The 13,272-nt window shown below is 61.2% G+C and carries 14 protein-coding genes; 5 read left to right on the forward strand and 9 right to left on the reverse strand.

Features of this window, described 5'->3' with window-relative positions; genetic code table 11:
- Window positions 1-76 precede the first annotated feature (76 nt).
- The 5 genes from X730_RS151080 to X730_RS151060 all read left to right on the forward strand — a co-directional run bounded on the left by X730_RS151080 (window position 77) and on the right by X730_RS151060 (window position 6,009).
- Window positions 77-1,279 carry an MFS transporter gene (locus X730_RS151080; RefSeq protein WP_031196936.1) on the forward strand — a complete coding sequence of 401 codons (1,203 nt, stop codon included), beginning with the start codon at window positions 77-79 and terminating at the stop codon, window positions 1,277-1,279.
- A 299-nt stretch (window positions 1,280-1,578) separates the two neighbouring features.
- Entirely contained in the window at window positions 1,579-2,406 is an 828-nt protein-coding gene (locus X730_RS151075) for a transporter substrate-binding domain-containing protein (protein ID WP_023691453.1), read from the forward strand.
- Window positions 2,407-2,550: 144 nt separating this feature from the next.
- A complete protein-coding gene (locus tag X730_RS151070; RefSeq protein ID WP_023687784.1) occupies window positions 2,551-3,831 on the forward strand; it encodes an FAD-binding oxidoreductase in 1,281 nt (426 codons plus the stop codon).
- Window positions 3,832-3,850: 19 nt separating this feature from the next.
- Window positions 3,851-4,822, forward strand: a complete 972-nt coding sequence (locus X730_RS151065) for an amino acid ABC transporter permease (RefSeq protein WP_023687785.1) — start codon at window positions 3,851-3,853, stop codon at window positions 4,820-4,822.
- Window positions 4,823-5,445: 623 nt separating this feature from the next.
- Entirely contained in the window at window positions 5,446-6,009 is a 564-nt protein-coding gene (locus X730_RS151060; RefSeq protein WP_023667968.1) for a sigma-70 family RNA polymerase sigma factor, read from the forward strand.
- Here the strand turns inward: X730_RS151060 and X730_RS1000000166205 are convergent, their stop codons facing one another.
- The 9 genes from X730_RS1000000166205 to X730_RS151025 all read right to left on the reverse strand — a co-directional run bounded on the left by X730_RS1000000166205 (window position 6,010) and on the right by X730_RS151025 (window position 13,271).
- On the reverse strand, window positions 6,010-6,186 hold the full coding sequence (locus tag X730_RS1000000166205; RefSeq protein ID WP_023667969.1) for a hypothetical protein: 177 nt from the start codon (window positions 6,184-6,186) through the stop codon (window positions 6,010-6,012).
- 141 nt (window positions 6,187-6,327) lie between these two features.
- Window positions 6,328-6,546, reverse strand: a complete 219-nt coding sequence (locus X730_RS0133765; RefSeq protein ID WP_031196937.1) for a hypothetical protein — start codon at window positions 6,544-6,546, stop codon at window positions 6,328-6,330.
- 73 nt (window positions 6,547-6,619) lie between these two features.
- Entirely contained in the window at window positions 6,620-7,522 is a 903-nt protein-coding gene (locus tag X730_RS151055; protein ID WP_023691450.1) for a class I SAM-dependent methyltransferase, read from the reverse strand.
- 4 nt (window positions 7,523-7,526) lie between these two features.
- Window positions 7,527-8,504 carry a GNAT family N-acetyltransferase gene (locus tag X730_RS151050; RefSeq protein ID WP_023667972.1) on the reverse strand — a complete coding sequence of 326 codons (978 nt, stop codon included), beginning with the start codon at window positions 8,502-8,504 and terminating at the stop codon, window positions 7,527-7,529.
- An 8-nt stretch (window positions 8,505-8,512) separates the two neighbouring features.
- Window positions 8,513-9,670: a glycosyltransferase gene (locus X730_RS151045; RefSeq protein ID WP_023667973.1), complete on the reverse strand. Its 1,158-nt coding sequence runs from the start codon at window positions 9,668-9,670 to the stop codon at window positions 8,513-8,515.
- A gap of 7 nt (window positions 9,671-9,677) precedes the next feature.
- Window positions 9,678-10,610, reverse strand: coding sequence for a beta-xylosidase (locus X730_RS151040; protein ID WP_023691448.1), 933 nt, complete (start codon window positions 10,608-10,610; stop codon window positions 9,678-9,680).
- A complete protein-coding gene (locus X730_RS151035; protein ID WP_023667975.1) occupies window positions 10,603-11,364 on the reverse strand; it encodes a TIGR04290 family methyltransferase in 762 nt (253 codons plus the stop codon). The genes X730_RS151040 and X730_RS151035 overlap by 8 nt, the downstream gene beginning before the upstream one ends.
- Window positions 11,365-11,367: 3 nt before the next feature.
- Complete coding sequence (locus tag X730_RS151030) at window positions 11,368-12,171, reverse strand: sugar phosphate nucleotidyltransferase (RefSeq protein ID WP_023667976.1); 804 nt, start codon at window positions 12,169-12,171, stop codon at window positions 11,368-11,370.
- The gene (locus X730_RS151025; protein ID WP_023826374.1) at window positions 12,171-13,271 is read right to left on the reverse strand and encodes a glycosyltransferase; all 1,101 of its coding nucleotides are present in this window, start codon (window positions 13,269-13,271) and stop codon (window positions 12,171-12,173) included. Before X730_RS151025 ends, X730_RS151030 begins: the two co-directional genes overlap by 1 nt.
- Between the last annotated feature and the right edge of the window lies 1 nt (window position 13,272).

A 13,272-nucleotide genomic window follows, 5' to 3' on the forward strand; every position in this document is an offset into this window, starting at 1 on the left:
CAATTGCCCGATCCGTCTCTCTAACGTTTGCCCGAAACGTTGGCGTCGAGTGCCTTCTCGCGGGCTGGAGGTGATCATGTCTCTGACCAAAGCAGCCCTTCGGGAGAAACAGGGAGCCACTTTTCGCATGTGGCTCTCCGTGCTCACTATATCGCTGGGTATTTTTTCGATGATCACTGCGGAGCAACTCCCTGTGGGGCTGATTCCGGCAATTTCTTCCGAGTTGAATGTCTCTATTGGGAGTGGCGGTCTCACGGTGACGATACCCGGCGTAATTGCGGCGTTCGCTTCTATCGGTTTGCCGTTGGCAGTGGGGAGGCTCGACCGGCGTATTCTGATGGCGGGCCTGCTCGCGGTAATGGCTGCGGCGAGCGTGATTTCAGCGCTCGCAACGAACTTTCCCGTTCTGCTCGCGTCCAGGCTGCTCGTTGGGATCACCATCGGTGGCTTTTGGGCGATAGCCGGGAGCATCGCAGTACGACTTGTTCCTGGACCGTCCGTGCCGCGCGCCATGACTATTGTCTTCGGCGGTGTAAGTGCCGCTGCGGTGCTGGGCGTGCCGGCCGGCACGATCATCGGTGATCTAGTCGGCTGGCGCGGCGCGTTCTGGTCTCTCGCCGGCCTGAGCTTTGCCATACTGCTCGCCGCCCTGCTTGTGCTTCCGAAGCTGGAGGCGGCGCAGCCTGTGGAGGTGAAAGCCCTGCGTGCGCAATTGCGCAATCCCGCCCTCCTGTCGGGCGTGGTTGCGACCGCACTGCTGGTGGCTGCCCACTACGGTGCCTACACTTTCGTGAGCCCGGTGTTGCTGGAGGTCTCGGGCGTCACTGCAGGGAGCATAGGTTGGTTACTGTTGGGGTATGGCATTCTCGGAATGATTGGCAACGCCGTCGCAGGCGTCTGGGCCGCCAAATCCGTCGGTCGCACATTGGCCTGCATCGTCATTGGGCTCGGCGCCACGCTGGCTCTCTTCCCGTTGCTCGGGGTCACGCCGCTCACAGGAACCATCCTGCTGCTGGTGTGGGGCTTCGCGTATGGCGCGGCGCCCATCACGCTGCAGACGTGGGTGCTGAGTGCAGCACCAGAAAGCGCGGAGACCGCGACGGCCATCTACTGCTTCACTTTCAATCTTGCCATCTCCGTGGGTACCCTAGCGACCAGTCAGATCGTCGACACGATGGGCGTGAACAGGGTCCTCTGGGTCGACTCCGCCATCATCCTGCTGGTGCTGCTGCCGGTGTGCCGCGCACCCATGCTTAACCGGAACATCGGAAACTCGTAGACAGCAAGCCATCCTGTGCCGCCCATCTGGCAATGATGTGATAGGTTGAAGTAGATCTTCGTTTCCTCTGTCTTGAAAGTCACGCGCATCACATCAAACGCGGGTTCCGCCGCACCGTGCGGGTGCCGATGCTTTGCGCCCCCGGAGGACAACTGGCTACTTGAAAAAGGACTTGATCCCCTCGTCGATATGTGTGCTGATATGAGATCGATCTCATGCCGCGCTCTCAATTGCTGTTTCTCTACGGGAGCGCGCTCTGGGAAGCATATGTCTGAATGACGATGAAGAGGGAGGTTCAAGTGAGGAAATTGATCGCGTGGCTGGCCTTGGCCACTACCACGCTCGCGTTCGCGTCTGCGGCCTCGGCGGGTGAAACCATCAACCGGGTTACCTCGAAGAAGGCAATGGTGGTCGCCACAAACAGCGGTTGGCCGCCGCAGAGTTTCCTCGACGACAGCAATCAGTTGGTCGGCTTCGACATAGATGTCTCGAAAGAGATCGCAAGGCGCCTCGGTGTCGAGGTCAGTTTCGATACGCCGGACTGGGCGACGATGACGGGCGGCCATTGGCAGGGACGTTACGATCTGGGTGTCGGCTCGGTGACGCCGACCAAAGCGCGCGCCAAGGTGATCGATTTCGAAGGCATCTATTATTATAGCCCCTACGTTTACGTGGTTCACAAGGACAGCCCGGCCAAATCGGTCGCCGACCTGAACGGCAAGATCATCGGCGTCGAGACCGCCACCACGTCGGAGGATTTCATCCGTAGACAACTCGAGATCGATGCTCCCGGCCTGCCGCCCATCGAATACAAGCTGGAGCCCGGTGAGATCAGGACTTTCGCTGACTCAATGCTGCCGTTCGACGATTTGAGGCTCGGCGACGGCGTGCGCCTCAACGCGGTCATCGCACCAGAACAGACGGCTCAGAACGCGATAAAGAACGGCTACCCGTTGCGTGTCCTGGAAGGCGGCTATGCCTTCCGTGAGCCACTGGTGGTGATCGCGGAAAAAGGTGATGCCGAGTGGAATGCCAAGATCGGCGGCATTCTCGACGAGATGAAGAAGGACGGTACCCTCGCGAAACTGACCACCAAGTGGTACGGCAAGGATTACAGCTCTGACTGAGAGGCATCGTGGATAAAGCTTGAGCGGGGTGCATTCAATTGAACATCCCGCTCCATCTGTTTTGTTTCAGCCGCATTTCCACGACACCGGGCGGCTCCGCCTGCCTGCAAAATGCTCTAGTGCCGCCACCTCATCATATTGATCATGACATGTCCTGACACATATTACCGACGCACGCTTGCCGACAACACCATCAGACCGCCGCTGAGCGGCGTTTCCGAGTGCGAGACAGTCGTTGTCGGCGGCGGACTGGCCGGCCTGACGACGGCGTTGCAGCTGGCTCGCGCCGGCCAGCAGGTCGTCGTGCTTGAGGCGCAGCGGATAGGATTCGGCGCTTCCGGTCGCAATGGCGGCTTCGTTAATCCCGGTTTCGCCACCGGCACCGACAACATCGCCGCGATGGCCGGCGTCGACGCGGCACAAAAACTGCACCGCCTGTCCATCGAAGGCGTCGACTTCGTGCGGCAGACGATCCGCGATCTCGACGTCAAGGCGGCAGAGCCGCGCTCCGGTATATTGAGCGTGCTTCGCCACGATGGCGGCGCCGTGCTCAAGGCATATGCCGAGCAACTGGCGCGGGATTTCGACTACCGGCTCGACTATCTCGATCGCGACCAGGTGCGAGCGGTGCTGCATTCGGATCGCTACCACCAAGGCCTGCGCGATCCCAGCGCCTTCCACATGCATCCGCTTAACTATCTGCGCGCCGTTGCTGGCGAGATCGAGCGGCTGGGCGGCAGGATATACGAGAGAACGGCTGCCGTTGAAGCCAACCTTGACGGCGCCGAAAAGATCTTGCGTACCGACAGCGGCGAAGTGCGCGCCCGCCAGGCCGTAGTTGCCACCGGCGGATATACGGGCCCACTGGTCGGCCGGCTGCAGCGGGCATTCCTGCCTATCGCCACTTACGTTATGGTGAGCGAGGAGGCGCCTGACCTCATCGCCAAGGCGATTACGACGACCGACGCCGTCGGCGATAACCGTCGCGCAGGCGATTATTACCGTGTTGTCGAAGGCGGCAGGCGGCTGCTCTGGGGAGGGCGCATCACCACCCGGGCAGCCTCATCGGGCGTGTTGGCGAGGCAATTGCGCCGTGAGATGGTCACCACTTATCCGCAGCTCGAACACCTCAAGACCGAACTCGCCTGGTCCGGGCTCATGTCTTATGCCCGGCACATGATGCCCCAGATAGGCCCGTTGCAGCCGGGCGTCTGGTACCTCACGGCTTTTGGTGGCCATGGCATCAACACCACGGCGATCGCCGGCAAGTTGATCGCCGAAGCCATACTGGGACAATCGGACCGTTACCGGCTGTTTGCACCATTCGGCCTTGCCTGGGCGGGCGGCCCGGCTGGACTTGCGGTTGCGCAACTCACCTACTGGAAGCTGCAGGCGCAGGATTGGTGGCGCGAGCGGGCCCGCTGACCGCAGGGAGATCGAAGACGTGATCGGCCGACTATTGCTCAACCACCCGGACGCGGCGCGCCGCGTTGGCGTGTTCTTCGTGCTCGCCGCCATCGCCGCCGGCCTGTATGGGCTCGGCATCAAAGCCAGTTGGCTCGGCAAGCTCGTTCCGGGGTCGGTCGAGTGGCTCGCCGCCAACCCGGACGTCGGGCGGGCGGTCTCGGCGGTGCTGATCGCATTGATCTTGGTGGCGAACTGGAACGCGCTGCGGTATCTCAGCCGCAAACAGCAGATTGTGGCAGTTTGGATAGAGCTGTTCGTGTTGCTAATGTTGTTTTTCTATTCCTTCGACCTGTCCTTCGCGTTCATCGCCAAGAAGATCGGCTTCCTCGTCTCGAAGGGTGTGGTGACGACCCTCTACATTTCGGCCATTTCGATCGCCATCGCCACCCTCATCGCCTTCGTTGGCGCCATCGCCAAACTTTCCCGCAACGGCGTGGTCTACGGCTTGGCGACCTTCTATACCTCTCTGTTTCGTGGCTTGCCGTTGCTGATGCAGATCTACATCATCTATCTCGGCCTGCCGCAGATTGGCTACGTGATCGGCGCCGTGCCGGCTGGCATCATGGCGCTGTCGCTCTGCTACGGCGCGTACATGACCGAGATCTTCCGGGCCGGCATCGAAAGCATCTCGCGCGGCCAGACCGAGGGTGCTACGGCACTCGGCCTTAGCGCTAACCAGACGATGTTCCTGGTCATCCTGCCGCAGGCGATGCGCGTCATCGTGCCGCCGACCGGCAACCAGTTCATTGCGATGCTGAAGGATTCTTCGCTGGTCTCGGTGGTCGGGGTCTGGGAGATCATGTATCTCGCACGCACGCAGGGCCAGACCGAGTTCCGCCACATCGAGATGCTCATCACCGCCTCGATGATCTATTGGCTGCTCTCGATGGGGCTCGAGTTCCTTCAGTCGCGGATCGAGGACCGGTTCGGGCGCTCACTCAAGCGCTGATCGTCATCCGTGATCTTCGCCAAAGCGAGTTGCACAGCACCGCAACAGCCAGCTTCGGAGAGCAGCTGCAGATTGTACGCGACAGCATGCCGTTCGGCGACGTCGTGAGGGGTGAATCAACCCGGTATTTCATCGGCTTAGCCCGATCGGAGGGCAGAATAGAGCAAGTGCTGGACGAGCATGTTCGTTGGCCGACCGCCCGGCAACTACGACCGATTGCTGGATTTCACCCGCGCCAATAAGTTAACAAAATTAATGACTCTAACATGTCTCCGGCCAACCATTATCGCTATGTATCGATGGTAGCCGAGTTCGCCACGTGGTTCGCCAATAGGTTTGTCAGCAGTGGTTTGCGCGTTACCAGCCGCACGACTCGGTCCATGCCCTGCACAGCCAAACGCACCGGCGAGACTTCCCGGGAATGAAGCTCGGCATGGTGTTTCGTTCCTTTGAAGTGGGCGTGGTTGGGGGAAGACCGTAGTCGGCGTGTTCGCGCCCGGTGGAATTTTCGAAGAGTTGTTTCCAACGGCGGGAACGAACCAAACTTCCATGCATTTAGCTCTGGCTTCGTTCATTCACTCTTTCTTCTGGGAGCTGGACCATTGTCATCCGGAGGCTATCTCTTGGCCGACCAACAAACCAATGACGTTTCCATCGTTGATCTGATACCTGCCCTGCGGGCTTTCGCGCGCACCTTCTGCCGCGTTCCAGACGATGCCGACGATCTGGTGCAGGAAACGTTGACCAAAGGGCTCGCCAACATCGACAAGTTCGAACCTGGTACACGCATGAAGTCGTGGCTCTTCACCATCATGCGCAACACCTACTACACCCGGATCAAGATCGCTGCACGGGAAGCGCCAGGCCTTCTCGACTGCGCGTCTTCGAGACCGATTTCGGAAGCTACCCAGGAATGGACCGTTCAGAGCAAGGAAGTTCACGGCGCCATCCAAAAGCTGCCCGAACATCAGCGCGAGGTGCTGATGCTGATCGGCGTTTTAGGAGTGGGCTACGAGGAAACCGCCGAAATCTGCGGCTGCGCGGTAGGGACGGTCAAGAGCCGGCTGAACCGTGCCCGCGCCAACATCCTTGAGCTACTCGGGGAGAGCTCGTTGCAGACATTGATAGAAAGGCGAAATCAGCTGTCGGATGGTCAGCTCGATATAGAGGTCGACAGCCGCAGATAATCAGCTCTTCACGTCTCGCCGACGCTTCTCGACGAGAGCATTTTGCAATTGGATCGCCAGCTTGGATAGGCGGTCTGGTATCTTTTCCTGCTCTATGGCGGCCAGCAGGGAAGCAATCTCCTGATCCACTGCCATCTCGACAAGCAGATCCGTGGTATCGTCGCTCGAATGAGACATCACGTTCTCTTGATAGCATCCCTAGATCCAAGTCTGATGATGAGCGCTCGGCACTACAAGGCGTTGTCGACCGCCGAGAGGCTCACCGGCGGCCCTTGCACAGTTTTCCTCCGTGCCGCGGCAAGACGCGGCGCGGTGGCGTCAGTCCTTCAGCAACCGGTTTGCGGCGTGATCCTGAAATTGATCGGACTTGCTTCGATTGCCGTCCAGCCCGCGCTCTCGGCTATGTTGCTTCCTGTCGCGGTTGGACAAAACCGCGTTTTCTTCGATCTTGTCCTTGTCCAAGGTGGTCATTGCGCCGGCGCCGGCACCTTTGCCTTGGCTGCCTTGGCCGAAATGCTTTTTGCCGCCGGATGCCATGATCTCCTCCTTCGAATCCAGGACACCGATCGGTGCCGACGCCCGAACCGGCATCGCGCTGTAATGTTCCGTCTCACCCAGCAAGCAGGAAGGCGTCGCCATCCCATGACCCAAACGGCTTCTCGCCGTCGATGACGACCCGCAATTGGTGAGCTTGCGCAAGACGGCCGATGTCGGCCCGGTCCAAAGAAAGCGATCCGCGATAAGAATAGTTGAGCAATGCGAGCCGGCCCGGCCGTTTGAGAACGCGCGCAATTTCATCGAAAAGCCGCTCAGCCATGCCGGCCAGGACCAGGTAGGGAAAGCTGTCGACCGCCAACACGCAATCGAAACTGTCGTCGTCGAAGTCGGCCAGATCGAGACCGGAGGTTTGGCGCAGTTCGACATTGCCGAGCGCTGCGCATTGCTCGGAGGCGATAGAGATCATCCGCGATGATATGTCGATGCCGACCATCCGCTTGAAGGAATTGGACAGCGCGCGCTCGAAACGTCCGATGCCGCAACCGATGTCGAGAATGTCTCGTTCAATTCCGGTGAATTCTCGCGCCTCGAGCCATTCAACGATTTCGTCGGTCATGGCTGTCAGCCGCTCGTCATCGCCAAGGGATCCTAACTGGACACTTGCGGCTGTCGAAATTGCTGCCGCGGCATCAAAACTCGAGGCCAGCCGCGTGACGACGGCAATATCCGTCTCGCCGTTACCGCGTTCATGCCGAACGGCGCCGCCTGTCGCTCGCAAAGTGGCAAGGACGCCCGGTCTGTGGCGCAGCAGTCCAGCGACCTTTCGCAGTCTTTCAGCATCGCCGGTATCCGCCGGACGGACTTTCAGCACGAACTCCGCCAATTCCGCCGCTTCAATTGTGGGCGGCAGGTGAAGCGCCAGCCTGACGAGAACAGCTTCGGCGCAGGCACCATCGGCCATGCAATCTTCGACCGCCCGTCTGACCGATGTCCGGCGCTGCGCGTGCACACTCATGACATCAACTCCGCGTCCAGATCCTCCGCATCGTCCACCTGTCGACGGCGCCCCAGCCATATTTGTAGGCCTCCTGGCCGCGCAGGAAGTCGAACTCGCGCGCATCCTCGCGGATCGACTCCGCGATCGCGTGGCCGATCAGGATCGCCCCTGGGCTCTCCTCGGCATATGCAGGATCTAGGCCGCCGAGATAGGCATAGGCGCGGCCGCGGTGGTGAAATCCGTAATAGGCGGCGACAGTCGTGCCATCGATCGCGAGCAACCAGCATCGGACCAGGCCGTGAGCATCGAGCAAGGGAAGTGAAAGCCCATGGAAGTGCTGCACGGCGGGGTCGGCCAATACACCACCTCCATGTCCAACCCAGCGTGCCTGGTGCAGGCGGATCAATTGGTTCAGGAAGTTCTGATCGCCCCGCGCTGACGCCAACGCGAGCCGGCCGCGTCTGGACGCCGCTTGGCGCGCCCGGCGCAACTGGCGCCTGCGCCGAGCGGGAACGCAGCCGGCCAACGTGTCGTCGCCGGCAACAGCAAGCACGGGACAGGCTGCATGAATTACCGGCCTCTCGACCGTTAAACCGGGATGCGCGATCGTAAGACCGGCACTGTTTTGCGGCAGATCAGACAAGATCCATTGTGACCACCCGACCGAGCAGATCGTTTCGGCAATGGTGGCGACAACCGCCGCCTCGATATCCCGGACAGCCAGGATGTCCAGATAATCACTGAGCGAAATACCGACCGGAAGCAGCTTCGAACCGGCCGTTCCATGCTCGAGATAGAGTGGCGCCAGCCCGACCAGATCGCCGCCACGCCAGACCGCAACTGTCGCCAGTTCACCGGGTGCGAATGCGCGCCACCATGGCACCAGCCAGGCGGGGGATTGGAACGGCGTCGCAGAGGAACTCTGCTCCCACAGTTTCCACCAGTGCGGCGTCAAGGCATCGAATTTTACGGGGTCATCGATGATTTCGCTGCGCAACACTGCTTTTCTCACGGTGCCGCAGCGAAGCGCCGGCAATCTGTGCCAAGTTGTGCCAGCGCCTGATAGGCAGCCATATACGACGAGATCATCCGTTCCAGCGAAAACCGCCGTCGCGCCTCCACCCGGCACGCCTCGGCGTCCAGGCTGGGCGCCGCAAGAATGGCTTGGGCCATCTCGTCGACTGTGTTGACGAGAAAGCCCGTCCTGCCGTGCTCGATGACATCCGCAAGCGCACCATTCGGGAATGCGACCACCGGGGTACCGCAGGCGAGGGCCTCCATGGCGACAAGCGAGCTTGTCTCGGCGGCGAGGCTTGGAATGACCAGACAGCGGGCTGCGTTGAGAAAGCGCCTCTTGGCGTTAAAACCGAGCGGGCCCAGGAAGCGGCGGCGAGCATCAAGACGGGATTGGACCTCGTCGCGAAAGTAGCGCGTATGTGTTTCGTAGGGGTAGACCTTGCCGCCGATGACCAGGGGCACGCCCGCCTGTTTGGCCGCGTCCAGGGCCAGGTGAATGCCCTTTTCCGGGCAGACTCGGCTGAGAACCAGGGCAAAGTCTCGCTTCGGCTGCACCAGGCTCAGTGCTTCGATGTCAACGCCGTTGGGAATCGGCGCCACCAGTCTGGCCCCTGGTGGCGCCGTTTGCTGCTGGGTGGGCGAGACCGCATGGAGCCACAGGTCGTCGCGCGTCGGTCGCAGAGCCTCGGCCGGATACCAGTCCAAGGGCAGGTGGAGGCTCACCAGGGTCGGACCATCGTCGGGCAAATAGGCATGAAAATCGATACCGTGCAGATGAGCCACATCGATCGGCCATCGGGCGCGGGCAGCGGCGATCGCTTTGCGATGAGCCTGCTGCGCGCGGCTCTTCGCCGCCTCGTCGAGCACGCCGTTTTCAGCCGGTATTTCCACAAGGGTACCGCTCGCGCTGGAGCCGCGGCAGCCAATGACGATAGAGCGGTGGCCGGCGCGAACCAGCTCCCGATCGAGCATCGACAGAACCTGTTCGGCACCGCCGACAGCATCGGGTCCGACGGGTGCGAGAGGGTAGGCGACATTGAGGACAGTGAGCGCCGCGGCTGGTTGCGCCTCGGTCCCGTATGCCGCACCACCTGTCGATGATGCCGCTAATTCGTCCAATGTGTCAGGCGTCTGATGCATTGGCAGCATGACACTTTCACGCTGCCGAGGCCCGCCGCGTCGGGAGCGAAGCGGACGTCATGCCGGGCGCATAGCGGCGGATCATGGTTGCGCAGAATTCCGCGAACTCCTCCGGCACCAGAGGTGGGCTGGTGTGGTGGGGCATCATTCCGCGATGCTGCGGTGTAAAGCAAAAGGTGACCGTCACGTCGAAATCGGCGAGTGCCTCCATCTGCCGGTCAAACCAGTCCAGCGCGTTCGGCCGGAAGCTGTCTGCCCAGGAAAGCCCCGTGCGCATATTGGTGACGCCCAGCCGCTTCATCCAGGCGACGGCATCGTCCAGCCGGGCGTCCTCGAAATGAAACCACTGCACCAGCCCCATTGCGGGCGTGTAGCGCAGGAACTCCTCCAGCGCAGGTTTTGGCGTACCGTCCTGGCGTAGCAGCCCCATGTGGAAATGTCGATAGTAAGAAGAGCCCTCTGCCTCGCGATGCCGCGTCGTTGCTTCCCATTCGCGCGGAAGATCGTAGAGGCTGTACCACTGGATGCGTGGTGCGTTGCCGATCAGCAACTCGGCGGTGCGCTTGAGCCCCCAGACCTGGATTTCTTCCGCGCCGAAGGTCGATACGCCGACTTCGCTGACCCAGATGGGAAGGTTGGTGACGGTCGCGATCTCGCCGATCTTCTGTGGCCATTCGTGGATCTGCCACAGGTTCCAGTCGAGCGGAAAGCCGTGCACGGCGACGGCATCGACATGGTCCAGCACGCCGAATTCCTTCATGCGGGTGATAAAGCCCGGATCTATCGGCGAGATGCCACCGAGTACTTTCGTCAAAGACGGGTTCTCCGACGCGATTGCGTCAGCCGACAAGATCGCCATCCTGGCAAAGCGGCTCCAATCGGGATCGAGCTCTGGGTCCCAATGCGATTTGTTGTTGGGCTCGTTCCAGATCATGGCGGCTTCAATCATGGAGCTGTCCTTTCGAGGGGTAGATGGCGCCGCCGCCGGCCGGGTCCCCGGCTGCGCGGCAGAAATAGACCTCCTGCTCGGGGTGCAGAACGATCTCGAAACCGGCGCTGCGCAGCATCGCTTCGGTGCAGGCGCGGTTTGGAATCCACCAGTTGGTGGGATCGTCGGCATAGCGGTGCTCGATAAAATGCAGCTTGGGAAACTGCGGCTGGTCGAACAGGTCATGCGTCCAGAAATGATAGTTTTCTTCCAACTCGGGCAGATCCGCGCTGCCGCGCTGCATGGACTGGAAGATCATCAGGTCACGGGCGACATGTTCGCGGATCAGGTCGAGCGCGAGCAAGGGGTGGCGCAAATGGTAAAGCACCCCCATGAACAGCACGACATCGAACGTCTCGCGCAGCGAGCCGACGTCGTAGACCGAAAGCTTCTGGAATTCGATCTCGCAATCGGCAACCTCGGCGGCAAAGCGAGCCTGCGCCAGGTAGGCGTCATCGAAATCGATGCCGAGGACACGGTCAGCACCTCGCCGTTTCATCTCGATGGAGTAAAATCCTGCATTGCAGCCGATATCGAGTACGGCCTTGCCCCTCAGATCAGCGGGAATGGCATTGGCAAATTTGCGCCATTTGATCAGCGGGTAGTTGCCCAGAAAATGGTTGGGAGCGGTTTGGACGCCGGCAAGTTCCATGTTGTGGAACCATGGGCCGAGCGCATCGATGCGGCGGCGGATTTCGGCATGGGAATGCAGCATGGCTCAGGCTCCTTCGCCAGGAACGACGGGTACATGCGACTGCGCGCCGGGCATGATCATGGTGGGCCGGCGCTGCGCGGATGAGGCGTCGTTTTCAAGCAACCGCAGAGCTGTTCGATAGCCGTTGAAAGTGCCGACATCGACATAGTCCGACCCAGCCCTGACACCAAAAGCTGTACCGCCGGCCGCAATATAGGCGTTGACCAAAGTGCCGATATATTCGTCACTGCGCTCGCGCTCACGCCAGAGTGCCGCAAGCTGATGCAGGATATGGCCCGGCATCTTGAACGCACCCCAGACCCAGTTCGTGGCGGCATCCTGTCGTTTGACCTGGATTTCGATCACGCGCTCGTGGACGTCGGTGACGACGGCGTCGAAGAATTCCGGCTGATCCACCGGGAAAAGCAGAAATGAGAGCTGATCGTCGGGCAAATGGCGGAAACCGTCCTCGGGAAACCAGATCGTATCGGGAAGGCCGACCAGGACGACCTCGTCGGGCGCGACGAGGGGCGCCGCCCGGAAGATCGCATCGCACAGACCGACGGGGTTCGGCTGCACCACGAAGAGAGCCGCCGCGTCACCGTAGCCGGCGGCGTAGTATTCAAGGATGTCGGATTTGCCCGATCCGATGATGAAGCAAATCTTGTCGACGCCGGCCTGCACCATGCGCCGTACCAGATACTCGCTCACGGCGCATGGACGCTCGGTCTGTCCATCGATCCGGCTACCGACCGGCAGCAGCTCTTTCGAGAAGCCGAGCGGCTGAATGCGGCTGCCGCGCCCGGCAGCGGGTACGATGCCCAACATCAGACCGCTTCCCTCATCGGTTCGCCGGGAGATCTTTGAAAGGCCTCGTTCAGGATGCGATCCAGTTCCGCCGCGCGCCGTGCCGAAGTGTGTTCGCCCAAGACCCGATCGCGGGCACGCCTTCGAATGCCGTCGAGCTCGCGCTCCGGCAATCGCAATGCGGCGACCACATCATCGGTGTCATGCGCCAACAAGATTTCGCGGCCGGGTTCGAAAAATTCGGCCAGGCCCGGCCATGCATCGGTGACGATGGCAGCCCCACACGCGGCCGCTTCGAAGAGCCGTCCCGACGGGCACCAGCCCTTTTGCGCCATCGCCTCCCGGGTGACGTTCAGTGTCAGGCGAGATGATGAGAAGAAAGCCGGATGGTCGGCTGGCGGAAGATGCCTGACAAAGAAGATGTTGTCGCTCCATGGGAATTCCTGCGGATATTGCGCGCCGCCAATGATGAAACGGTGGTCGGGCAGGCGCGCGGCCGGGCGGACCAGCAGCTTTTCGACGCCGGCCTGGCGATCCGCCGCGTAAGTTCCGAGATAGGACAGATCACCGGCGAATTCGGCCCGCTTCTCTGCCGGCCGGTGTTGGTCGGGATCGACATGCCCATAGAGAGGCACCACGTGACGCGCGCCTAAAACCGACTTAAGCGCCTCGATCGCAGAGCCGCCGGTGTAACTCAAAACGAGGTCGAAATCGGCAAGACCCTCAGGTCCGAAATAGGGCGGACGCTCGCCTTGCTCGATGCGGGCAAGCGTGACCGGAGTGTCGAGATCGTAGAAGACACGCAATCCGCGACCTGTCTGCTGCGCCAGCCGCGAGGCCTCCACGGCGTCGGCACAGTAGGAGGTAACGACGACGACATCCGCTTGCTTCATTGCCCGCTCCGCAACGCGACGGATGTCTTCCCAGTCCGGATAAATGACGACGTTGCCGCCATCGAGCCGATCGAGATCACGCGTCCCGGCATAGTAGGGGGTATCGCGTTCGAAGAAGGTGATGCACCATCCCAGCCGACCCAGGGCGCGGATCAGTCCGCGCCAGAGCGTGGCATGGCCGTTGCCCCATGATGATGTAACGGTGAGACCGAAAATGACCATCTGCATC

The sequence above is a fragment of the Mesorhizobium sp. L103C131B0 genome (assembly GCF_000502275.1).
Lineage (GTDB): Bacteria > Pseudomonadota > Alphaproteobacteria > Rhizobiales > Rhizobiaceae > Mesorhizobium.

Excerpts from the sequence above, each read along its gene's own strand:
- X730_RS151080 (WP_031196936.1), top strand. The coding sequence starts at position 77 with ATGTCTCTGACCAAAGCAGCCCTTCGGGAGAAACAGGGAGCCACTTTT.
- X730_RS151070 (WP_023687784.1), top strand. The coding sequence starts at position 2,551 with ATGACATGTCCTGACACATATTACCGACGCACGCTTGCCGACAACACC.
- X730_RS1000000166205 (WP_023667969.1), bottom strand. The coding sequence starts at position 6,186 with ATGTCTCATTCGAGCGACGATACCACGGATCTGCTTGTCGAGATGGCA.
- X730_RS0133765 (WP_031196937.1), bottom strand. The coding sequence starts at position 6,546 with ATGGCATCCGGCGGCAAAAAGCATTTCGGCCAAGGCAGCCAAGGCAAA.
- X730_RS151055 (WP_023691450.1), bottom strand. The coding sequence starts at position 7,522 with ATGAGTGTGCACGCGCAGCGCCGGACATCGGTCAGACGGGCGGTCGAA.
- X730_RS151045 (WP_023667973.1), bottom strand. The coding sequence starts at position 9,670 with ATGCTGCCAATGCATCAGACGCCTGACACATTGGACGAATTAGCGGCA.
- X730_RS151040 (WP_023691448.1), bottom strand. The coding sequence starts at position 10,610 with ATGATTGAAGCCGCCATGATCTGGAACGAGCCCAACAACAAATCGCAT.
- X730_RS151035 (WP_023667975.1), bottom strand. The coding sequence starts at position 11,364 with ATGCTGCATTCCCATGCCGAAATCCGCCGCCGCATCGATGCGCTCGGC.
- X730_RS151030 (WP_023667976.1), bottom strand. The coding sequence starts at position 12,171 with ATGTTGGGCATCGTACCCGCTGCCGGGCGCGGCAGCCGCATTCAGCCG.
- X730_RS151025 (WP_023826374.1), bottom strand. The coding sequence starts at position 13,271 with ATGCAGATGGTCATTTTCGGTCTCACCGTTACATCATCATGGGGCAAC.